The following is a 22,310-nucleotide window of genomic DNA, read 5'->3' as shown; positions in this document are numbered from 1 at the left end:
AACGATCTATTATAAAATGTTATTCGGATTGATGTATTTTTTCTAATTCAGAATTAATAAGTTTTTTTTCTTGATCTGAAAACATAGGACCAAGAGGAGCAAGTCTATACACACCATCTTGATCTGTTAACATAACTGTCCCAGTCGGAATTCCATCAGGCGAAAAGAAATCCTCCATTATTGAAACATAGGCTTGCGACACATCATTAATGACACTAGTTAATACTAAATCTTCAGCAATATAGGACTGGTCATCCAGATAACCAATAATATAAATATCATACTTCTTGGCATGTTCAATAACATCTCGGTTAAATGCATTACCTTTTGAGTAAACAACATCTACTCCCTCTTCAATAAATTCTTCTAAAATTTCCACAGCTCGTTTCCCATCATCTCGGCTACCGACGAGCTGATAATAAAGCAAAGCATCTGGACTATAGTGACTCAACCCTTTTTTAAAATCGTTTTTGCTTTCTCTCGCTTCAATAGGATCAATTATTCCAACTTTTTTGCTCTTTGATTTTAACGAAGCGACTAATGCAGCAATGTGTTCGATGTTGCCTTGATTAAAAGTATAAACAGACTGATTTTCATACTCTGAAGTACCGTGAATTGTTACAAAATGCGTATCCATATACATTGGTGCGAGTTTAGTAAATACATTTGAAAATTCTCGGCCGTGGCCAATAATTACTTCTGTATTTTCTGCAATTGTTTCTTTTATAGTTGCTTCAATCAATTCATCGGAATATATTTCACTATATAACGATACAGTTACTGGAAATTTTTCTTCAATTTTCAATTGACCTTTATAGGCTAGACCACCCCAACTTTGGTCGTTAACTTGGTCTGATGTAATGATAGCCACTTTTACGGTATCCTGATTACTGATTACAGATTCAGAGTCATATAATAAAGAACTTGTTCTCAGTATTAATAAACAAATAAATAGTATTGCAACAATCATAGTAATGAGCAAAAGAATCCTAGATTGTTTAGATTGTTGCTGCATAACTAACTCTCCTTTTTTCTATATATAAAATTAATCTTACTGAAAAAAGGTTCAGAGGTCTACCTTTTTTCTATTTTGTTTGACAAAATACCACATAGTTTGTCATTTCCAAAAGAATTACAATCGATTAAGTTTACATAATATCGTTATGGTGAATAATCTCAATGTTCACATGTTACGTTACATTACCCAAACAAAATTCACGATAACGACCGTAACTATTAAATATAATAGATTAAGCGGTATTCCTATTTTCAAATAATCAGAGAAACGATATCCTCCAGGACCGTAAACAATTAAATTCGTTTGATATCCAATTGGCGTTGCAAAGCTTGCTGAAGCAGCGATTGCAATCGTTACAAAAAATGCCATCGGATCAATAGAAAGTTGGTTTGCAATATGCAGCGAAATAGGAAACATCAACACTGCTGCTGCATTATTTGTAATAATTTCTGTGAAAAAGCTAGTTAGTAAATAAACAACGAATACTGCTCCTAGTATACCGAATCCTTTTGTCAATTGGACAAACTGATTAGCAATTAACTCTGCGGCTCCTGTTGTCTCAAGTGCAATTCCTATTCCAATCGCGCAAGCAATGACAATTAACACATCAAATTGAATATACTTTCTTGCTCCCTCAAACGATACTGTCTTCGTCAAGAACAAGGTTACAACAGCAAGGACAGCAGCTTTAAACATAGGCAATATTTCAAATGAAGCGAGTAAAATCATCAACACTAAAGTAATAATGGCAATATACGATTTTTTTGTATCAATAATTTCTGGTTCATCAATCGGTGAGAGTAAATAGAAATCATTTGAACTAGACCATCTATTAAGAAAATCTTTGTTAGCTAACAATAGTAACGTATCGCCTGGCTTTAATTTAATATCTCCAACCTTATTATTAATTCGCTCATCATTTCGATGAACTGCCACTACCCCCGCATCATATTTACTACGAAATTTACTCTCCTTAACAGTTTTTTGGATTAAGCTAGATTGATGAGACACAACCGCTTCAACTAAAGAGGCACTTCCATTTTGCAAATCCTCTAATTTAAGATCTGTACCTGTTTCTACAGTTAACCCACGGATATTCTGTAATTCAACGATCGTACTAAATAGTCCCGTGAAAATTAAACGATCATTTTCTTTGATCTTATAAAAGGAAGGTACAGGAGCAGTCCGCTCTCCATTACTAATAACTTCTATAAGATATAACCCTTTTAAGTTCCTTAAGCCCGCATTTTCAATTGACTTGCCAATTAAAGGTGACTGCGTTTCAACGATTGCTTCTGAAAGATACTCTCTTGAACTCTCATCGAATGTTTCTTCAGATGTTTTTCGATCAGGTAGAATCTTGTAACCAATCGTCACCATGAATAAGATACCGACGATACTTGCTGGGATACTGACTATGGCTAGTTGAAACATCGAAAACCCACTCATTCCTTTCTCTAACATAAATCCATGAATGACTAAGTTTGTCGACGTGCCAATTAATGTCCATGTCCCACCAAAGATTGCTGCATATGACAAAGGTAACAAAAATTTAGATGGAGAAATATTTCTGTCTTTGCACCATTTACGTACAACAGGTGTAAACATTACGACGATTGGTGTGTTATTTAAAAAAGCTGACATACCGGAAATCGGTATCATCATTCTTATGAGAGACATTCTTGGACTTTTTCCAGTGCTTAAAGCTTTCACAACAAGTTGATTGAGAGTCCCACTTTGTTTTACGGCTCCTGCGACAATAAATAACAAAGCAACGGTTAACATACCTTCATTAGAAAACCCTTTTAGTGCATCCGCAGGTGTTAAAATTCCGGATAATAACAAGATAGCTAATGTACAAAACAAAATAAAATCTGGTCTTGCTACTTCTTTTATAAGACAGATAAGCATCCCAATTACTACAACTATCACAAATACAATTTCGAAGTTCATCTTATCCATCCCCTGTTCTCTTTTAAACTACCCCCTCACCAATAAAACCAATGAGTTTAGTATGAATTAAATATAAAAAAAGGCTTCTACTTTAAAAAAATAAAAGTAGAAGCCTTCGGTATTTCCAATCAGCTTTCACGATTTAATTTTCTTATGTTCAATATATTTATTTCTTATGGTTATATTATTCTGTTAATTCACATCTGTCAAGTTGGTTTTAATAAAATCGGTTTTTCCTGGAGGAAAAATAAAAACCCCCCTACCTGCTGTATCATATGTTAGCAAAGTAGTGGAGTTTCCTTTAATTATCTACTTAAATAATTTAATGACTTTATTAAAGATTTTTTCATCGTTTGAGTTCATCTTTTTACTAATCTTTGTTGAAGATAATTTTGTGTTATTTTTTGAATCAAAAGAAACGATTTGTAAGTAAAAAGGTTTTGTTTTCCGGTCTCCTCCGAGATATCCTCTTAAAAAACTCATCTTTTCAACGGATCCAGTAATCTTACCATTATAATCCCACTCAATTTCATTGTTGTAAATCGTATCCATTTTCCTTTTTAATGCTAATGCTTCAACAATCGCTTCTTGAGGAGTATTAAAAAAAGAATTTGTTCTCTTTAAACCAGTCCTCTTAAATCCATCGCCTGCTTTTGCTTGATAAACCATATCTGTCATAGTGGTCATCCTTTCGTGATTGGTCTCACGCCTTCTGCTGGTGAGTCTGCACATCAGAAGACCAAAGGGAATTCCCTTATTAATAAGTGTAACCTATATTACCAATTTTTACTACATAACAGGTAAATTTACAAATTAAATAGAGAAAAAAGTATAAAAATGAACATAACTTCAATTAGTATGAGATAATATAAAAATGTAGATTTTACGTAATTCAAATATGGGATAATAATTTTTTATATGTACTGATCATACGACCATGAGTCTTCATATAAAAAAACATTACATTGAAAGTTGGGTTTTTCATGAAAAGTAAAAATAAGTTTCAAGCTAATGAGAAAGTAATTTTAAAGGCAACCGGTGAGACGCTTACTATTAACAAGTTTAGTTATGTACCAAATATGAAAAGATACTCCTATACTTGTTTAGAACACCCAAGTACATTCTTCTTTGAAGAAGAAATGAGACATTCAAAATCATAAAAAACCCCTTATTTAACCAAATTGCGAATTGTTCTTGCAATTCCATAAAATGGCTGTTATGATGGAAATAATTATTTTTGTTCGGATACACTGATAGAATTAAGACTTTCTTAATAAGTGGTTTTGTCTTGATGGGTTATGCATGGGCAAGGATAGTAATAAAAGTGGATAATCCACGTTGGAGGCAATATCATGACACAAGGTACAGTAAAATGGTTTAATGCAGAAAAAGGTTTCGGTTTTATCGAAGTTGAAGGTAGCGACGATGTATTCGTACACTTCTCTGCAATTCAAGGCGAAGGTTTCAAAAGTTTAGAAGAAGGTCAAGCTGTTACATTTGAAATTGAACAAGGTGCTCGTGGACCACAAGCTGCTAACGTTCAAAAGTAATAAAAAAGACTCCAATTGGGAGTCTTTTTTTATAGAAATTTGAGAAGCACGCATTAGCAAAAGAAGTAGAACACCTGTATTAAGCCTTCCTATCTAACTAAAGCATATAGAAAACTTATGACCAATAATAGCAATGAGCTGAGTAACAATGGATTTAACGTAAGCAATTTACTTCCTTCACGTGGAACATGACTGCCAAGTGTCTTCATTGCTAAGTGTGCTTCACTAGAAAGTCCACTTGTTGATAATAACAATGAAATAGCTCCAACAATAAAGGCCACATTGACAAATTGAAAACCAAAATACCATCCAATTAGAGCACTAATCCCAACTAATATTATAAAGAAAATCGCAGTGTTACCGATGTATTGTTTGATGTCATACACTCTCCCTTCAACGTGATTTATTTTATAAATGAATACTATCATTGTAAAGCTATAAAGGTTGATGTTAATGTTTTTATACCTTTTTCCAAACAAAACTATATTTGTTGTTTTATTGTTCGTCTTCATCATATCATATCTTTGAGGCATATTATAAATCTGTACATAGAGCCCTACACAATAACAAGAGGGCACTGAAAGGTTTGATTTATCCCTTTTCAGTGCCCTCTATAACCGTGGAGCTTTACATATTTGAAATTCATCCTCTAAACAAGAACGCGTTCTTTAAAAATATGCTTACATTCTCTTTTAACTTTAGCTAAAGAATCTTCAATACTACTTGTTTTGTCAATTAAAAATGAATACATTAGTACAAGCGAACTACTTTCACTTTGTTCATACATTACTTTCAGAAATTCTTCAGTTGAAGTTGATTCTGTTTCATCTAAACAAACCTCAACCTGTTCCCATACTACATAATAATCGTTTTTTACTTCTTCTCTTAAATATTCTTTCATGTTGATCAGTTCTTTTGCTACCAATTTAATCACTCTTTCATTTATTTTTTTGCAGTCTTTACCGAATAATTAACATGAATGAAAAGAGTTGAATTCTTATCAGGTACATCCTGCAACCCCAATCTATTTGGTTGAGTTTATTATAAATAGTAGTTGATTCGACTATCTGTGCGTTTCATCACATTCGTATCAGTTTATTTATAGTTTTATCCAAAATAAAAAAGAGCCACTTCAAAATGAGGGCACTGAAAAGGTCAAATTTCACCTTTTCAGTGCCCTCTATGCAATGTGATTAGCCATTTCTACTTAATAGAGCCATTAAAAACAGGTACCTCTCTTAATAAAAGAACACATTATTTTCTTTTTGATAATGCTTGCACTAAGATGTCGATTTCTTCTTCTGACAAAGTTACTCCTTTTCCCATTTTTGAATGGTCAGGTGCCCAGTCTCTTATATCATATTTAGCATCTCGACCGTTCCAACTAATTAAATTCAACTCTTTTTTCCAACCCTTAGATCCTTCTGATAATACAGCTACAGTTTCTACAATTTCAAATTTAATCTCCGCCACTCTTCAAACCTCCAATAAAAACATTTCAACTATACCGTACCCCTTTTATTAAGCAATTACAATATAATTGAACATCAAGTACTTCATTGTGCCTTCTCTTCTAAAATATTCCACAATTCTATTGGCTATTTTTCTCATTTCTTTTAAAATTGTTTTATAACAAGGAAAGGGGCTATGACTTTGATTAACTAAATAGTGCTAGCAAAATAAATCAAAGGAGAATAAAAACAATGCAGTTACAAACCGAAAGACTTACGCTGATTCCTTGTACAAAAACTTCTGTTTTACTCGCACAAGCTTGTTCATATGCAATTGGACCACATATTGAAAGTCATCTCCTAGAACTTGAACAAGATTCTAGCCTTTTGGGCTGGGGTGTATGGTTCGTTATTAATAAAGAAACGAACAAAGTAATTGGGGATATTGGCTTTAAAGGCAAGCCTAATCAAGAAAATTCGATTGAAATCGGCTATGGTATATTACCAGCTGCTCAACAAAATGGTTTCGCTACAGAAGCAGTGCGTGAAATCATCAAATGGGCATTCTCCATTGAACATGTCCATAAAATTATTGCTGAGTGCCTGCAAGATAACGAACCATCTATAAAAGTATTAGAAAAAATTCAGATGAAGAAAGTTAACAGAATAGATAATATGCTAAAGTGGGAACTATGTAAACATGGCTAAATTCTAATTGTATAAAACATAAATTCTTAAAGAGATGTCTCAAAAATGTCTGTTTTTGAGACACTCTTTATATTGACCTTATCAAAGTTTCACCTACTATTCTCTTTCTTTATACAAACTTTGAGTTGAATAATAACCACATATGATTAAAACTAAGATAGATATTGGATATAAATCAAATGTCGCTACTGTATATGCCTTTACCTGATTTAGCGTCATATCTAAAATTAGTAGCAACATTACTGGCAAGATACCAAGCAAGATAAATTTAGAATACTGTAGTTTCCACTCCCCATAGATTCGATGTTGTTTAATTAAATGTTTGCTTGCAAGAAGCACTCCAAATAATATAAATATTGTTATTGGAGTTGCAACATCAAAAACATCGAGAGTTTTTGATGTAGAAAAAAAAGAAGTATGATACCAACCATTTGCTAATTTTAATAATAAACCTGTTATGAGTAGAAAAATACACCATGCTATCAAGTTTATAATATGCATCATCGGCTCTCCCCCAAGTTTGAGTCGAATTTATTTATTCTATTGCAAGAGTAAGTCATGCTCCCATAAATGTTCTTTCTCTATTTATCAAATTGACAATAATATAAATAAACTTTAATAACAGTCCTCCAATATAATATTCCTATCACATACATTAATTCAACTTGTACAACAAGTCTGTCAAAGAAAAAGGGCCTCCCCTTAAAGCGAGATATAAAAAGACAAAAAAGCTGCTTTCATTAACCTCCTCCTGATTTAAAAATTGAAAAACCAAGAACAAAACATTGCTTTGAATAAAATCCTACTCATTATTACTTATGAAAATAAAATATAAAACATGAAAAACAAACACCATAGAACTAAAATTTTTTTCAGCTGGAATGAATACAGCCACCACTACCTTCTTTCTTGCTAAATAAATTACCTTTTATTAACATTCGATTATTATAAGAAATGGGAGAGGCTATTTCAATTAACCTCTCCCACTTTTTTTATTTTTGGCTTTTTCTTTGTTTCTTTTGTGCACGCTTATCAGCTTGCTCCATTCTAGCCATTGCTTCTTTGTCTTCAGCGTCAGCTAGCTCTTCTGAATACTCTACATCATCATATTGGCCTTGCGGGTTTTTCTTGCTCAATTGTAGTACCCCCTAATCAAAATTGTAGAAGAAGATAAGGTTATCCTTCTTATCTTCTATTATTATTTACGCCTAATATTTCACACATGAGTGGTACATTCTGGCTATAATACATATTGACTACCAAAAAGGGAAATCTAACAATACGTCTTGTATGAAAGTAGGTAACAAGCAATGTATAACATTTTCCTTATATTATTACTCCAAATTATCTTAGTACCCGTACTATCACTTCGGATTATTTTTGTCGTAAAAAACATGACGGTACTCGCATCCGCTTTTGGATTTTTAGAAGCGTTAGTACACATTTTTGGTCTTTCTATTGTACTAAGCGGGGAACAAAGCATTGCAGAGATGCTTACTTACGCGTTTGGTTTTGGAGCTGGTATATATATTGGAGGATACATTGAAAACAGGTTAGCTTTAGGTTATACAACTCTCACTGTGAATTTGCTGACAAGAAACACAGACTTAATCTCTACCCTTCGAAACGAAGGGTTTGGGGTAACCGTTTTTGAAGGAATAGGCAAGGATGGTATCCGATACCAATTGCAGATTTTGACTAAAAGAAGCATGGAACAAAAGCTTATTAACATGATTGAGGAGTATGAACCTCATGCCTTTATCATTTCTTATGAACCACGTAAGTTTAAAGGAGGTTATCTTCTTAAAGGAATGAAAGCAAAATCGTACAAGCAGAGCTCTCACTAACCCTAACGTTTCTGTTGGAACAATTCCATAACCCTAACGTTTCTGTTGGAACAATTCCATAATTATCTTAAGAGTCATTCATGTTTTTATCTCGTTTAGCTTAGTAATAAGTTATTCAGCTTCCACCATATATATCCAGACACCTCCCTTTCCTTTTTGAAACCTTCTCCTTACTAGGAAAGTTATCCCAGTAAATTATGTGTATTTGTAAGCAAATGAAAGGAAATAGCATATATAAGAAGGACAAAATTGATTTAGAAGTAGAAATCATAGCAAACATTGCCTTATCATCATATCTGAATGTTTTACCGTGTTGAGGATCTGTTCGGATTTCGTTACGATATACGTCGTTACTAACAAACATTTTTAAGGAGGAACAATGATGAAGCGCAAAATTACCTTAAGCCTAGTCATACTACTTTCCTTCCTAGCCGGATTTCTTTATTTCGAAAATACAAAATTACAACAAACAATAACAGAAACTGAAAATGAAATAGAAGAACAAAAAACTAAGCTAGAGATGAAGGAAATGGAAGAATATTTTGCTACAAACTCTGAAGCAACGGATGTTACTCTCTCTTATGAAACTTGGGTTGAATCTACGAAGCTTGCAGAACAGTTATTGGAAGATAGTGGAGGAAAGTTTGAAAAAGAATGGGGTATTTTCTTAGGAGAAATTGCCGCACAACGTGATATTGATCCATTTATCGTTTATGAATTGTTAAGAACAGAAACAGGTGGCTCCTTTGATCCTACCCTTGTTGGTCCAGAAACTCGCTTTGGACATGCATATGGGATGGCTCAATTTATGAAAAATACAGCACCCTGGATTGCAGAAATGGCAGGATTGCCATATAACGATGACTTGTTATTTGATCCACTTTACTCAATTCAGTTATCAGTTGAGTATTTAAATTATCTTTATAATAAATATGAAGATTGGGATTATGCATTAACCGCATATCACCGCGGAGTAGGTGGCCTTGAAAATTACATTGATGCAAATGGCCATGCAAAAAGTGCTTATGCCATAGAGATTCAAGAAAATGCAGAAGAAATAGGAGATTTAATCGCCTATTCAAACTAAAATTAAAAATTCTATGCTAGGAGATTCCATGCCGTTAGGCTCGAATCTCCTTTTTCCTCATCTTATATATTCAGCTTCATACGAATTTCGACCTGCGTGAACTGATAATAGTGTATTCGCATAACCAACAAGGCGGTTCACTAATTCATCTGCGATTGCGTAAACAAGCGGGTCCAACTCTTCGTTATAAAGCTCTGGCGCATCAAAGATGATCGTTGTATTAATATAAATATCACGGTTACCTTGGAGATCATAATGGATAATTGCTTTTCCTGCCGCTCCTCCAGTCTTAGGATCATGATAGCTTTCAAGAAAAACATACCACTCTTCAGCTGAAGCTGATCGAAAATTTTTCGTAAAGCGCAAAGCTTGAACTTCCTTTTTAATCTTATCTTCTAGTTCTGAGTTCGCCAAATCAATAATTTTCTTTGTCATACCATCACCACTTTTAATCTTATATGAATAATGTTCCCTATTTTAAGCAGTAAAACACAAAAAAATACTTGTTTTAGGGGGCCGCGTGGGCTCTCACTGATAATATATCATTGAAGCGCCTTAATTGGTTCTCCCTCCGAAGCCAGCACTTCCCAACTTTCACCATGATTAATCGTTCTATATATGTTTTGTTGGCTTGTACCAACAATAATCTCACTCTCAAAAACCGGGTGAACACTTATATAGGTAACTGCATCTTCATCTAATTGTAAGTTAAGTGAACTCCACGTATTTCCAAAATCTTCGCTGATATATAGCCCCTCTTTCTCCCCAAATAGGTAGGCAATTAGGCCACCCGATTGCCCTACTTGTTGAAAAGCAGTTGAAAATATTTCTGTCTTATACTCCTCCCAATTTTGACCACCGTCTTCTGAAACAAATATTCCTAAACCTGTTCCAGCTAAAAGTAATTCAGCTTTTTGTGGATGAGACGAAAGGGCATATACTTCACCAATAGGTACTGGCAGGCCGCTAACATTAACTTGCTGCCACTCATATCCGCCGTCTGCTGTACGATATAATTCAGAATGATAAGAGTCAATCCCATACATAATCTGTTCGTTTTCCCTACTTACATGAAGAACGTGGAAATCCACTTTCCCATGTAGAGCGATCGGCTCCCAAGTTTCCCCTTCATCCTGACTAACAATGACTCCTAAAGGATTTTCAAGTTCCGATCGGTAACTAGGATGTCCACTTGATATCATTTTGCCATCTTCTAAAATCGTGAATCCCATTAAATCATGATGTTCTGTTTCTTCCCCAACTTGCTTCCAGCTTGATTCATCAACATGAATTAAACCGTGGTGTGTAGCTAGATAGAAACTATTCCCCTCTTTGTCAAACTCTAGTCCATGTACATGCATAAATGATCCAACTTCGTCCGACTGACCGCACGCAGTCAAAAATAGTATTAATATGACCATTAACGTTATCTTCCCCATAATGATCCCTCCCTAGTTCCTTGGTAAAAAAATTGTGAATGTTGTCCCTTCCCCTAACGTACTTTTAACTTTGATCTCACCTCCATGAAGAATAACCAATTGTTTCGTAATCGCTAATCCTAGACCGCTGCCACCATGCCTCGTTGATCGTGATTGATCCACTCGATAAAATCGTTCCCAAATATAATTTAGTTGATTAGATGGTATACCTTCTCCATTATCTCGTACGGTAATTGAAATTTCATGTTCATTCTGTTGCATTTTTAGCGTAATTTCCCCATTTGGGGGCGTATGTCGAATTGCATTATTTAATAAATTCAATATAATTTGCTCCATCCGTTCTGGATCGATTGTAGCCATGATTTCATTAGATTCGTATAAAAATTCTAAATGAAGCTCCTTTGCAGAAGCAGCTACTTTCACTTTTTGAATCGTCTTTTTACCTATTTCAATTAAATTACAGTTCTCTTTTTCAATCGTAAATTTCCCTTCATCTAGTTTCATTAACTGAAAGATATCATTCACTAGACGTTCCATCCTGACAGCTTCTTGATAAATCACTTTTGAATGGTCCCCGATATCAGCACGTACATCACTTTTGTCTTTCAAAATCGCAGCATAGGCCTTGATATAGGTTAAAGGGGTGCGAAGATCATGGGAGACATTTGATAAAAATTGTTGTCTGGAGTCGCGATAACCCTTCAATTGTTCAGCCATCGACGAAATATCGTTCATCAAATCAGCTATTTCATCTTTTCCCTTTGCCTTTAACTGAACCTCAAAGTCCCCTTTTGCAATCTTTCTTGTTGAATTACGAATTTTCACTATCGGGTCTGTCCACTTTTTTGATAAATAAATCGTGATAAGACCTGATAACAGTAGTGAAAAGAAACTCATAACCATTGAAATGAATAACAATTGTGATTTAGCCTGTTCAAACTCTCCTGTATCTTGATCAATAAACAAATAGCCAACAACCTTATCGTTTTGCTTAATAGGAACCGCTGCCCAAATATGCGGAATGTGATGAGCAACTGTTTCAACAAATTCTGTTTTTTTGGATGCTCCTACTTGACTAACCCAATCTCGGTAAAATATAAGCCTTTCAGAATCAATTGGGTATGAATGATCGATCACTCCGAAATTCTGATCGAAAATTATAAAGGAACTTTCCGGACCTCTTCTTTCCATAAGAACAACATGGTGAAGTGTATGATATGAAAAATCATCTTCAATAACATCCAGGTGGGCTTGCATTCGGAATTCTATATCCTGCTGGAGCTGATTTTTATAGAATGTTTTTGACACTTGATAAAAAGCTACACTCATCGAAACTATACCGATTAAAGATGAAACAAAGACTAGGATTATTAACTTTGTTGAAAGTTTCATTGTACAGACTCTGGTTGTGATAGTTTATAACCGACTCCCCAAACGGTTTCGATGATTCGCTTTTCTAAGCCTGCATTTTTAATTTTTTCTCGAATATTTTTTATATGAGTATCAATGTTGCGATCATACCTTTCTCCCAAATCATCCCATTCCAATTCTAATAACTGATCTCGTGTAAATACTTGACCTGGATTTGAAAATAAACGCAAAAAAATTTGATATTCTTTTCTAGTAAGACCAACGATTTGACCGTCTATCATAAATAGTTTCTGATTCTCATTTAAAGTAATTCCATACAGGTTGGTCACTTTTTCTCTTGTATTTGCTTTTTGGAACCTTCTTAACACAGATTGAACTCGTGCCTTAAGCTCACTTGGTTCAAAGGGCTTCGTTATATAATCATCTGCTCCTAAATTCAGCCCTTTAACAACATCTTCTGTTTCCCCTAGTGCCGTTAAAAGGATGACAGGTAGTGCTGCTTGTTCCTTCTCTATATGTTGTAATACTTCATATCCACTCACGCCTGGCATCATTACATCTAATAGTAATAAGTCATATTCATTTTGGCCTAACATGTAAATAGCCTCTTTACCAGAAGAGGCTGTATCAAGGATATAATTTTCTTCTTGTAAGCAAACTGCAATTAACTTATGCATTTGAACTTCATCGTCTACTATTAAAAGCTTTTTCATTCTAATCCCCTTTTTCAGAGAGCGTTTAAAAAGAAGTGAAAAGGAAGGTAACTGTATTGTACCTTACCTTCCTTTTCCTATTTAATTAATGATGTGCATGATCATTTCCATCCAAAGAAACAATCTCTAACTTTTCATCAAGGATTCCTTGTGTTTGAAATGGAATTAGGTCAAATGATCCAAGTACATATCCATGATTATATGGACCTTCCGTTGGATCTGTAGTAAAGGCTGGTTTTAACTTTGCTAAATACTCATACAACGACTTCGTTACTTCCCCATCTTCTAACCATACCATCGGTGCGTGCTTTCCTAAATGTGCAAACGGGGCGGCTGCAATAGCAAGTTCAGGACTTTTAGTTGATACAAAAACTAATCCATGACCAGGAGTTGTAATTCCCCAACCGAAGTTATTATCATCTTTAAATGAAGAAAAAGCAATAGATTGTTTAATTTCGTTATCACCGGAAATGCGTTGAACCGTTCCGTACTCTTCAAGTTGCCTTTCTACTTCTTCAGATATAATTTCCTCTGAACCAACAATGTAAATTTGTGCTTGTCCTTCACGCTTTTCTAATGCTTTTATTGTTTCTTGTGGGACTGCATCTGCCTCTACATATAAAAGTGATTCGTTCATATGAGCGATCCAGTTGCCAACTGGGACCGTATATCCTTTAGCAGCATCATCAGCTGATCCAATAATAACAGCTTGATGTACATGACCGATCGTTTCAAAAAAAGATTGTTCTATTTTTTCCGCAAAATCAGCTGGGTTTTCACCTACAATTTGTTTTACTTCAAATCCATTCAATTTGCTTAACTCGTTTTCATCATAATCTCCAATGACTAACACTTGCGTTCCTTCGTCATTCCCTTTTGGCTGTAGGCGATTAATCTCCATTAACACAGGATCCGATATTTTTTCTTCAACAAATAACAATGGACCATCATTCGGGTGATGAACCAACGTTAATGCAGCTAACGAATATTGCCAATTATCAACCGGAGCTAAAATAACTGTTCCTGGTTGATTTTGCTCATGTGTTGCGGGCCATACTGTTTGTGATACGAATAGTGAGGCAGTTACAGGATCTTCCTCATTAATTCGTGTAATATTCTTCGTATTTTCTACAACAAGACCGTTCATGGCATTTTCATTAAAAGTATTAGGCTCCCTTGCCCCCTCACTTTCAACCTGTTCTCGTGAGTTGTTACTAGAATGATGATTTTCATGTTCGTGATGCTCTTCTATTTCTTGATGGTCCTCATGATGACGTTCACTTGTTTCATCATTAGCACAACCTGCTAGTATGATTCCTGCTCCTAACAAATTGGCAATCAATACTTTTCTTGTAACTTTCATTATTCATACTCCTCTCGACTTCAGAAATGTCTACACGAAACATCATACTTAAAATTTATGTAGAAAAAATGAAGATTCGAGCTTTTCATTAAACGTGCAAAAATGGTAATGGTTTCTCCTATTATATCCATACTTTATTTGGAAAAACGGCTTCTTTCTGTGTGATTGTTTATTAATACAATCTGAAGTTGGGAATACTTTACGTAAGTAATTATTCTTACATTGGAATTTTCTAAGCCTTCTTTATCTGTTTAGGAGGAGTGATATTTTGTCTGAAGTACCCATAAGTATCGTAATGTTATTAATTTCGTTATTAGCTATATCTGCTTTTTTTTCTTCTGCTGAAACTGCCTATTCAAGTGTAAATAGAATACGTTTAAAAAATTATAGCGATGAAGGCTTTAGAGGTGCCAAAAAAGCCTTACATATTTCAAACAATTTTGATGAGGCGTTATCTACTATTTTAGTTGGTAATAACTTAGTAAACATTGCAGCTGCAACCTTATCATCGCAGTTAGCTATACAATTGTTTGGTCCTAATATGGGGGTTTTTATTAGTACTGTTGTGCTGACTATTCTCGTTTTAATATTTGGTGAAATATTACCTAAGTCATTTGCAAAAGAATATGCTGAGTCCTATACTTTGAAAACATCAGGGATCATGACTCTCTTGATTACTATATTTAAACCAATTACATGGGCTTTTATCCAATTGCGCAAAGGGGTTTCAAGGTTTATAAGAAAAAAGGAGCATCATCCTTCTATGACGGAAGAAGAAATCAAAGTGATGATTAACATTAGTGAAGAAGAAGGAGTTATTGAAAGTCACGAAAAGGAACTCGTTCATCGTTCACTAGAGTTTAATGACATTATTGTCGCAGAAATTATTAAACCAAGAACAGACATTGTAGCGATAAACGTAAAAAGTTCGATTGACGACATCAAAGAAGTATTTTTCCGTGAACATTATTCTCGCATTCCCGTCTTTGAGGAAAGCATTGATAACATCGTCGGTATTCTTTCGGAAAAAGATTTTCTTAAATCACTACTTATAAAAAGTGAAACGCAAATAACTGATCTTTTACGTGATCCTTTATTTGTAGTGGAATCAATGAAAGTATCAACATTATTACCACAGCTTCAAATACAAAAAACCCATATGGCGATTGTGATTGATGAATACGGTGGGACTGCTGGACTTGTCACCCTCGAAGATATACTAGAAGAAATCGTCGGAGAAATCTGGGACGAACACGACGAAAAGATAAAACCCTTTAGCCAACTTGACTCACATACGTATCTTATCTCTGCCGATTTTCCCCTTGATGATTTTGCGAGGTTAACAAATGTAGAATTACCTAATTCTTCTTACCACACTCTGGGCGGCTGGTTAACGGAGAGATTCGAGCGCATTCCTAGGGAGGGTGAGCAATTTACGTATGAACATGTGGACCTCCAAGTGGAAGCATCCGATGACAAAAGATTACGGCAAATCAAAGTGTCGATTCACTCTTCTTAATGAAGCAAGCTTCTTTTTCTGTCTTACAAGCTATTTTTGAGCATTCATCAGAGGAACTTGAAAAAGGGGGGGGGCCCCATTTTCAAGTTCCTTTAGTGGCCTCCGGTTTTACCTTTTCAGTGCTCTCCGTTATTCCTCTTTCATAACTTCATTTTCAATTAAAACTATTTTAATGTTATTTAATCTGACACAGTTTTTTCGTTTATCCTTAACTAATTGATACTTAATTACAGACAATCTTCTCCATTTCATGTACGATGGGTGTATAAGAAAGCGTAACCCTTTGTTCTTTCGGGATGAAGGTTGAATTGCGCTTATGAATACGTTCTTACTATAACAATATCGTGTTAATAGGAGTGAGTCCCTTGCATCTAACTAGTTATACTGACTATGCATTACGTACTCTTTTGTATTTAAGTACAAGAGATAACCTTGAATTGGCAAAGATTAAGGATATAGCAACAATCTACAACATTTCTAATAACCATATGAGTAAAGTTGTTTATGAATTAGGTCAACTTGGATTAATTAAAACGATTCGAGGAAAGAATGGTGGGATAAAATTAGCTTTAGACCCAAAAGATATTAATATTGGATCTGTTGTTCGAAAAACGGAGAACTTACATCTTGTTGAATGTTTTGACCGGAAAAATAACACATGTATTATCAGCTCTGCTTGTAAGTTAAAGTTCGCATTAAATGAGGCACTTCAAGCTTATCTAAGTGTTCTCGATAAATATACTTTAGCTGATGTAATTACAAACAAACATGATTTACTTGAAATTTTTACTTTTCATGAGCAGAATGCCTAATGAGCTAAAAAAAGCTGAAACAAAGCTTAACTAATCTTTTAGCAATAGTTAAGCTTTATTTCAGGCTTTTCCATCAGCGGTTAACTCTATCCTGCTTTTTGCTTTCTTTCACTTTGAAAAAATCTCCTCCTTTCTTATTTTTCAAACCACTAGTTAGGTTATCTATTTTTTGTAATTTGGGGACATGCTTAGAACAATGGATAAATGCCTCTTCGACTTCAATAACAACCCATCTCTCCGCTTTTTCTCCTTCTCTTAGTAGAATATCTTCCTTCATCTTCTTTGGTAATTGTAAGGTATCTAATTCCTTATTTTCGCATATATAAGCTTTCCCATTCACATGCAAACCGTAGCGGCTATGAAAGAAATCAATAAACATTAAACCAATATGAGGGTTTTCCATAATATTACCCATACTTGCCATAACGCCATTGCCCCGATATTCTGGATACATAACCACATTTTTATTAATCACTCTGACAAATCCTGCTTCACCTGCACGAAAGGATGAATCACATTTCCCACTTCTATTAGAAGTTGAAATAAACATCATCTCTTGTGCTTCAATAAATTCCTTCATCGTTTCATTTAAATGTGATAACATCTGATTGTTATAAAATGCCTTAGCACGCTTTTCAGTATTGTATTTTTCCTGTAAAAGTTGTTCTCCCGATTGTTTAAACAATTTGTTCAACCCCTTTTCACTACTGAACTAGGTAAAACGTATCTTCCTTCATCTTAACTGGATATCCAAACAAAAAAGCACATGATGTAAGATTATCTAACATGTATTTTAGATCCAGCAAAAAAGAGGTGTCCCAAAAAGGTCTGTTTTTGACCTTTTTGAGACACCCCGAAGCAATGAGCGAAGTCGCTACATCTTTTAAAAGCCTTGAGATGAGTGGGTTTCTCCTCTCAAGACGCGTAGCGAACTCAGCCATTGCGTCCCCTGTTTTTGACCTTTTGGGACATCCCCGCTTTTCGTAAGATTTTTATACGGATATTTTATTAAGCTGTTTATTTAATTTTTTATACAGTTCATCTCCGGTTTCACATGAAAATACTTTTCCATCGACTAAAGAAAATGGACAGCTCTTACACGTTTTACACTTACCGAGACAACCTTTTCGTTTAATTGTTACCTTAGGATACTTTCCTTTAAGAGTCTTGTATGTTTTCTTTGTTTTGAATTCATTCTCTTTACAGAAATAGACTTTCCGCATGGCTCTTTCTCCTATCACTTATTGATAATTATAATCATTTTCACTAATGCTATCATATCATCTATAAACGTATATGTATAGTCTTAACAATCTGATAATTATAAATTAAAAATTGACTCCCTCTGATACACCGGAGTCAATTTTTAACTAATATTATTTTTGAGAAACTGTCGATATTTTTCATATAGCTTCTCTCTATTTTTTTGGGTTTTGAACTTCATATGCTGAAGCTTGTATCCTACTTGATTATATAAGAGAAGTCCTGTCTCTTTTCCGACCAGCTCAGAACGTTTTCCCATTCTGTATTTATAGTTAATAATTTTTAACCAGTCTTTTGAACGTTTTCCTGCTTGATATTTCGATTGCGGTTTTTTGACAATAATCCCTTCAAGGTCGTAATCTTTTACAACATCGAAATACGTCTTAGAATTGCCCTCTACCCATTGAGAAGTCACAACTGTGATTGTATCTGTTGGGATAACTTCATTTAATAATGTTTTCCGTTTAATAAGTGGCAGCTGAGTAATTTGTTTCCCTTTATAGAATAACAGATCAAAAGCTACATATTGTATTGGAATTGTTGTATTCACCTTATCGGATCTAAATCTTTCCATCAAACGTGGAAAATCTGGTTTGTTTTGTGAATTTACTGAGATGAGTTCTCCATCTAAAACAATTCCTTTTGGAAGAGGAACCTTTGTAACTTCTGGGAATAAGTGAGTGACCTCGAGACTATGTCTAGTAAATAATTTTGGGGTTCCTGATACGTTACTATATATTAGCCGAACCCCATCTAATTTTAATTCAGTAATGACATTTGCATAATCTTCTGGCGGAGAAGTTGATTCTTGTAACAACATTGGCGAAATAAACATATGCACCACCTCCCACTTTATCTTACATGGGCTATTTGTTCATTTCATTAGTGAGCAATTGGAAGTTAGTAAAAATTTAGGAATAAATGCGGTTCGTTCAACTCACCCTAACAGTATCTTTCATAATAAGCAGGAGTGAAAATAAAATGAAATTTGTTGATGAATTGTATGAACTATATAAAAATCATTTAACTGGGGATGAAGAAGATGCGCTAATCATTATTAACGGAATTCTGCATGATTTCAATGATAGAGATATAAAAAAGTTGGTTGACGATATGCCGGATCAAGAGAGATTTGAAATGCTAGCGTTGTATTTATATGAGAAATTTCGAATAAAAGTTGCTGAAGAAGGAATCGGCCAAACAAGAAATCGAGATGACCATGACGAGGTGAAATTTTATCATTAATCATAGAAAAAATGCGTCCGTTTATAGACGCATTTTCATTCACCGGTAACTAGGATATTTGCTTATCTACTTTTTTTGATGGCGCCTTTTTCGGCGTATAGGACAGGACTCCAAGCCCTACAAATAACAATCCAACACCAATCCATGACAATAACGGTAAATATTCTCCGACAAGAAAGACCCCAAGCATTGCTGCCGTTAACGGTTCAGCAAGTGAGAAAGTTACAGCAGAAGAGGCTGTAATTCCAGTAAGACCGCGGACAAAGAGGAGGTACGCAATGGCAGTAGCAAAAATGCCAAGATGTAGAGCTACTCCAACTCCATTCACTTGAAACAACCACGATAAGTCATAAATAAAAAGAATCGGCGTTAACATGATTGCACTTAAGGTGAATACAATTGCCACAACTACTTCGGACGCGTGTCGTTCTAATAACTGCTTACTAACAAGTGTATATATGGCAAAGGATAATCCTGCTCCAAGTGCCATAATGATTCCAAGAGGACTGAGACTCATTTCACCCTCATTTGTATTTGAAAAAAGGAGCAAACTTCCCGTAATCGCCACCACCGTAGCCAACCACCACTTTTTATTTGGCAATCTCCTTCTGACAAGCCACTCTAAAATACCGGCTAAAATCGGAGCGCTGCCAATTGCAACCACTGTCCCTATCGCTACTCCTGTCATCGACACCGCTTGAAAAAACAAGGGCTGATATGCAGCCATACTTAATGCAGCTACGAGCGTTACACCGAATGGCCAATTTTTCAACGTTAATTTTCTTTGAAAGACAACAAATAACAGCAGTGCAAGACCCCCTACCGCTAGTCGAACGGCACCAATTACAACCGGATTTGCATTTTCAGGAGCAAAAGTTTGTGCTGTACCTGTTGTCCCCCATAACACGGCAGCAATTAACACTAACAATACGGAAACATTTTTCAATTTATCTTCCTCCTTGAAGGGGAAACAATAATTGACCATATGCATGGTCATGTGTATCAAATTGTTTCGAGTACGTTCTTTTTTCGCAAATCACTCGTTCAAGCTGCACCTCAAATTCCTCCTCGTACTTCAATATATGTATTTACAAGTATAGCTTTCTCCACATTTGATTCTTCAATTATACTCTCCTTTTCGTTCAATCACATCAATTATCCAAGGTAAATGCCTATTTCCTTCACCGAAATCTTTCTCATTACGTATGATACTTTCGAATAACAAAGGTGGTGAAAAAGTGAAAAATAGATCAAACGTATCATTTATCGTTCTTGGGGTCGTTTCTCTTTTATTTCTTTTCTCCCTTACCTTTTTTAGTCAATCCAATACATCTATACCAGTTACTGCTTCTTCCGATGATTCACAAGTAGAACACACCGATTTAGTTGAGGATGAATCATCAAATTCCAGTAACGGTGACAATGGCTCCAAAGAAAACAATGTCACAAATCATGTCGATAACTCAATTAATGCAAATGATGGAGAAGTCGATAACTCTCTTGAAAATCACATTAACTCCTCTAGCTCCAATGTAGAAAATAATGTGACAAATGCGATTAACTCTACCCAATCCTCAGTTAATAATACAATTCAAAATCACATTGACGCAGAAAGTGCAGATGTTGATAGTGCTATCGACAATAACATTCAAACTAACAACAATGATGTCACAAATAGCATCGGAAATGATATTAACGTTAGTGTTGATGTAAACGTAACAAATCAGATAAATAATCATATTACAAATACAACAAAAGACGGCGATGGACCTAATAACGGAGACAATGGAAACGGAGAAGAGAACGGCCAAGTTGAAAATGGTGAAGACTCTGACAACGGAGACAATGGGACTGGAGAGAATGGGAACGGAAACGAAGAAACCCCTGAAACGGTATGGGGTGTTGATTCAGCCAGTATTACTACAGAAGATATGCTTGCTTGCGTTCGTAATAACTTTGGTGACCCCGAAGTGTGGGGCCGTTATTTAGGTACCAATGAAGGAGCTTCGTATGGCTTAACCGCTGAAGAGGTTAATTTGCTCCATTCTGAGAATATCCAAATCCTTGTTATTTATAACCACTTTAACGATGGTACAGGATATGAACATGGGCAAGACCATGCAAATGCAGCGCTTGAAATGGCAAGAGACTTCGGGATACCTGAAGGGGTAGCATTATTCGCTAATGTAGAACCGATTTACCCTATTGATTCGGCGTTTATCCAAGGCTGGCATGACGTTGTTTCAGAATCAGAATACAGTTCTGGAATTTACGGAATTTTTGACCCAAGTGAAGAACTGTATGTAGCATTTGAAGCCGCTGTAGATTCTGATCCAAGTATTCTAGATGAAATGTATGTATGGACCGCAGCTCCAAATGAAGGCATTACCACAGAAGAAAATGCGCCAGCATATAATCCTAGTTACCCTGATGGAGCTTTAATCGGTGGTTGGCAATACGGTCTTGATGCCGAAACGTGTAACATTGATACAAATATATTTGATGGAAACGTTCTAGATGTCCTATGGTAATTTACTAAAGGGGGGTGTCTTAAAAGGTTCTGTTTTTGACCTTGCCATTGCCCCCTCTGTTTCGACCTTTAGGGATAGCCCCTTTTTATTTTGGTTGTTATTTAAATTATTCGGCACCTCCTCCTTAAGTCGTAGATAATTTCAGCATCTAGTACGAAGACCTTCTCTTCCTTTTGCTATATCCTTTATTTATAAGGCTATATGTAAAGGAGGAATGGATATGACGTTTCACTTTCTACTTTTTACAATAACAATTCATAAAAGAACATATACGGAACAAGAGTTACAGCAAATTATTCATGACAATCATGTTCTAGCCCAGGTAGACCACTACAGAACTAAGTACTGGAATTAGATTTTAATAAAACAGCAATAGGCCAACTTGTAAAGCCGTGAGTGGTATGGTATCACTTCTCACGGCTGCTAGTTAGCTCTTCAAA

General features: G+C 35.2%; 27 protein-coding genes. 10 read left to right on the top strand and 17 right to left on the bottom strand.

The annotated features are described in order from the left end of the window. Positions 1 to 19 precede the first annotated feature (19 nt). The 3 genes from MF646_RS14900 to MF646_RS14890 all read right to left on the bottom strand — a co-directional run bounded on the left by MF646_RS14900 (position 20) and on the right by MF646_RS14890 (position 3,649). A complete protein-coding gene (locus MF646_RS14900; protein WP_250097309.1) occupies positions 20 to 1,015 on the bottom strand; it encodes a BMP family ABC transporter substrate-binding protein in 996 nt (331 codons plus the stop codon). 180 nt (positions 1,016 to 1,195) lie between these two features. Next, positions 1,196 to 2,971 carry an SLC13 family permease gene (locus MF646_RS14895; protein WP_250097308.1) on the bottom strand — a complete coding sequence of 592 codons (1,776 nt, stop codon included), beginning with the start codon at positions 2,969 to 2,971 and terminating at the stop codon, positions 1,196 to 1,198. 309 nt (positions 2,972 to 3,280) lie between these two features. Further along, complete coding sequence (locus tag MF646_RS14890) at positions 3,281 to 3,649, bottom strand: hypothetical protein (RefSeq protein ID WP_250097307.1); 369 nt, start codon at positions 3,647 to 3,649, stop codon at positions 3,281 to 3,283. A 305-nt stretch (positions 3,650 to 3,954) separates the two neighbouring features. Between MF646_RS14890 and MF646_RS14885 the strand changes: the two genes are divergently transcribed. Then, positions 3,955 to 4,131, top strand: coding sequence for a hypothetical protein (locus MF646_RS14885; RefSeq protein WP_250097306.1), 177 nt, complete (start codon positions 3,955 to 3,957; stop codon positions 4,129 to 4,131). Positions 4,132 to 4,323: 192 nt separating this feature from the next. After that, complete coding sequence (locus tag MF646_RS14880; RefSeq protein WP_250097305.1) at positions 4,324 to 4,521, top strand: cold-shock protein; 198 nt, start codon at positions 4,324 to 4,326, stop codon at positions 4,519 to 4,521. An 89-nt stretch (positions 4,522 to 4,610) separates the two neighbouring features. Here the strand turns inward: MF646_RS14880 and MF646_RS14875 are convergent, their stop codons facing one another. From MF646_RS14875 to MF646_RS14865, 3 genes are all read right to left on the bottom strand, one after another. Next, a complete protein-coding gene (locus MF646_RS14875) occupies positions 4,611 to 5,033 on the bottom strand; it encodes a hypothetical protein (protein WP_250097304.1) in 423 nt (140 codons plus the stop codon). A 137-nt stretch (positions 5,034 to 5,170) separates the two neighbouring features. Beyond that, on the bottom strand, positions 5,171 to 5,446 hold the full coding sequence (locus MF646_RS14870; RefSeq protein ID WP_250097303.1) for a hypothetical protein: 276 nt from the start codon (positions 5,444 to 5,446) through the stop codon (positions 5,171 to 5,173). Between the two features lie 329 nt (positions 5,447 to 5,775). Continuing rightward, the gene (locus MF646_RS14865) at positions 5,776 to 5,994 is read right to left on the bottom strand and encodes a YdbC family protein (protein WP_250097302.1); all 219 of its coding nucleotides are present in this window, start codon (positions 5,992 to 5,994) and stop codon (positions 5,776 to 5,778) included. A gap of 230 nt (positions 5,995 to 6,224) precedes the next feature. Between MF646_RS14865 and MF646_RS14860 the strand changes: the two genes are divergently transcribed. Further along, positions 6,225 to 6,680, top strand: coding sequence for a GNAT family N-acetyltransferase (locus MF646_RS14860; RefSeq protein WP_250097301.1), 456 nt, complete (start codon positions 6,225 to 6,227; stop codon positions 6,678 to 6,680). Positions 6,681 to 6,776: 96 nt separating this feature from the next. Here MF646_RS14860 and MF646_RS14855 read toward each other — a convergent pair whose 3' ends face one another. Together MF646_RS14855 and MF646_RS14850 are read right to left on the bottom strand one after the other, a co-directional pair. Continuing rightward, entirely contained in the window at positions 6,777 to 7,184 is a 408-nt protein-coding gene (locus tag MF646_RS14855) for a hypothetical protein (RefSeq protein ID WP_250097300.1), read from the bottom strand. A 488-nt stretch (positions 7,185 to 7,672) separates the two neighbouring features. Further along, the gene (locus tag MF646_RS14850) at positions 7,673 to 7,816 is read right to left on the bottom strand and encodes a YfhD family protein (RefSeq protein WP_250097299.1); all 144 of its coding nucleotides are present in this window, start codon (positions 7,814 to 7,816) and stop codon (positions 7,673 to 7,675) included. A 174-nt stretch (positions 7,817 to 7,990) separates the two neighbouring features. Here MF646_RS14850 and MF646_RS14845 point away from each other — a divergent pair, with 174 nt between their 5' ends. Together MF646_RS14845 and MF646_RS14840 are read left to right on the top strand one after the other, a co-directional pair. After that, positions 7,991 to 8,527 (top strand): DUF2179 domain-containing protein, encoded by a 537-nt coding sequence (locus tag MF646_RS14845; RefSeq protein WP_250097298.1) that lies wholly within the window; start codon positions 7,991 to 7,993, stop codon positions 8,525 to 8,527. 382 nt (positions 8,528 to 8,909) lie between these two features. Beyond that, a complete protein-coding gene (locus tag MF646_RS14840) occupies positions 8,910 to 9,614 on the top strand; it encodes a lytic transglycosylase domain-containing protein (RefSeq protein WP_250097297.1) in 705 nt (234 codons plus the stop codon). Between the two features lie 57 nt (positions 9,615 to 9,671). Here MF646_RS14840 and MF646_RS14835 read toward each other — a convergent pair whose 3' ends face one another. The 5 genes from MF646_RS14835 to MF646_RS14815 form a co-directional block, all read right to left on the bottom strand. Beyond that, a complete protein-coding gene (locus MF646_RS14835) occupies positions 9,672 to 10,049 on the bottom strand; it encodes a hypothetical protein (protein ID WP_250097296.1) in 378 nt (125 codons plus the stop codon). A gap of 107 nt (positions 10,050 to 10,156) precedes the next feature. Then, positions 10,157 to 11,053, bottom strand: coding sequence for a F510_1955 family glycosylhydrolase (locus MF646_RS14830; protein WP_250097295.1), 897 nt, complete (start codon positions 11,051 to 11,053; stop codon positions 10,157 to 10,159). Positions 11,054 to 11,065: 12 nt separating this feature from the next. Continuing rightward, a complete protein-coding gene (locus MF646_RS14825; protein ID WP_250097294.1) occupies positions 11,066 to 12,445 on the bottom strand; it encodes a sensor histidine kinase in 1,380 nt (459 codons plus the stop codon). Then, entirely contained in the window at positions 12,442 to 13,137 is a 696-nt protein-coding gene (locus tag MF646_RS14820) for a response regulator transcription factor (RefSeq protein WP_250097293.1), read from the bottom strand. Before MF646_RS14820 ends, MF646_RS14825 begins: the two co-directional genes overlap by 4 nt. 85 nt (positions 13,138 to 13,222) lie before the next feature. Next, positions 13,223 to 14,500 carry a cell wall-binding repeat-containing protein gene (locus MF646_RS14815; protein ID WP_250097292.1) on the bottom strand — a complete coding sequence of 426 codons (1,278 nt, stop codon included), beginning with the start codon at positions 14,498 to 14,500 and terminating at the stop codon, positions 13,223 to 13,225. 268 nt (positions 14,501 to 14,768) lie between these two features. Between MF646_RS14815 and MF646_RS14810 the strand changes: the two genes are divergently transcribed. Continuing rightward, the gene (locus MF646_RS14810) at positions 14,769 to 16,019 is read left to right on the top strand and encodes a hemolysin family protein (RefSeq protein ID WP_250097291.1); all 1,251 of its coding nucleotides are present in this window, start codon (positions 14,769 to 14,771) and stop codon (positions 16,017 to 16,019) included. A gap of 365 nt (positions 16,020 to 16,384) precedes the next feature. Then, entirely contained in the window at positions 16,385 to 16,831 is a 447-nt protein-coding gene (locus MF646_RS14805; protein WP_250097290.1) for an Rrf2 family transcriptional regulator, read from the top strand. A 73-nt stretch (positions 16,832 to 16,904) separates the two neighbouring features. Here the strand turns inward: MF646_RS14805 and MF646_RS14800 are convergent, their stop codons facing one another. The 3 genes from MF646_RS14800 to MF646_RS14790 all read right to left on the bottom strand — a co-directional run bounded on the left by MF646_RS14800 (position 16,905) and on the right by MF646_RS14790 (position 18,929). Beyond that, a complete protein-coding gene (locus MF646_RS14800; protein WP_250097289.1) occupies positions 16,905 to 17,516 on the bottom strand; it encodes a pyridoxamine 5'-phosphate oxidase family protein in 612 nt (203 codons plus the stop codon). 307 nt (positions 17,517 to 17,823) lie between these two features. Then, positions 17,824 to 18,054, bottom strand: a complete 231-nt coding sequence (locus tag MF646_RS14795; RefSeq protein WP_250097288.1) for a DUF1450 domain-containing protein — start codon at positions 18,052 to 18,054, stop codon at positions 17,824 to 17,826. Positions 18,055 to 18,197: 143 nt separating this feature from the next. Then, positions 18,198 to 18,929, bottom strand: coding sequence for an ATP-dependent DNA ligase (locus MF646_RS14790; protein ID WP_250097287.1), 732 nt, complete (start codon positions 18,927 to 18,929; stop codon positions 18,198 to 18,200). Between the two features lie 146 nt (positions 18,930 to 19,075). Between MF646_RS14790 and MF646_RS14785 the strand changes: the two genes are divergently transcribed. Continuing rightward, positions 19,076 to 19,339: a DUF6154 family protein gene (locus MF646_RS14785; RefSeq protein ID WP_250097286.1), complete on the top strand. Its 264-nt coding sequence runs from the start codon at positions 19,076 to 19,078 to the stop codon at positions 19,337 to 19,339. A gap of 49 nt (positions 19,340 to 19,388) precedes the next feature. Here MF646_RS14785 and MF646_RS14780 read toward each other — a convergent pair whose 3' ends face one another. After that, the gene (locus MF646_RS14780; RefSeq protein WP_338035501.1) at positions 19,389 to 20,285 is read right to left on the bottom strand and encodes an EamA family transporter; all 897 of its coding nucleotides are present in this window, start codon (positions 20,283 to 20,285) and stop codon (positions 19,389 to 19,391) included. A gap of 292 nt (positions 20,286 to 20,577) precedes the next feature. On the opposite strand from MF646_RS14780, the gene MF646_RS23450 reads away from it, so the two are divergent. Together MF646_RS23450 and MF646_RS14770 are read left to right on the top strand one after the other, a co-directional pair. Then, positions 20,578 to 21,870, top strand: coding sequence for a glycoside hydrolase domain-containing protein (locus MF646_RS23450; RefSeq protein WP_250097284.1), 1,293 nt, complete (start codon positions 20,578 to 20,580; stop codon positions 21,868 to 21,870). A gap of 214 nt (positions 21,871 to 22,084) precedes the next feature. After that, complete coding sequence (locus MF646_RS14770) at positions 22,085 to 22,225, top strand: YrzI family small protein (RefSeq protein WP_338035500.1); 141 nt, start codon at positions 22,085 to 22,087, stop codon at positions 22,223 to 22,225. Positions 22,226 to 22,310: the final 85 nt, after the last annotated feature.

Origin of the sequence: Halalkalibacter alkaliphilus, from assembly GCF_023555415.1 — a bacterium.
In the GTDB taxonomy this organism is placed as follows: Bacteria; Bacillota; Bacilli; order Bacillales; family Bacillaceae_D; genus Halalkalibacter; species Halalkalibacter alkaliphilus.
The sequence above is the reverse complement of the archived record's forward strand: the minus strand, read 5'-3'. Positions and strand labels throughout refer to the sequence as shown.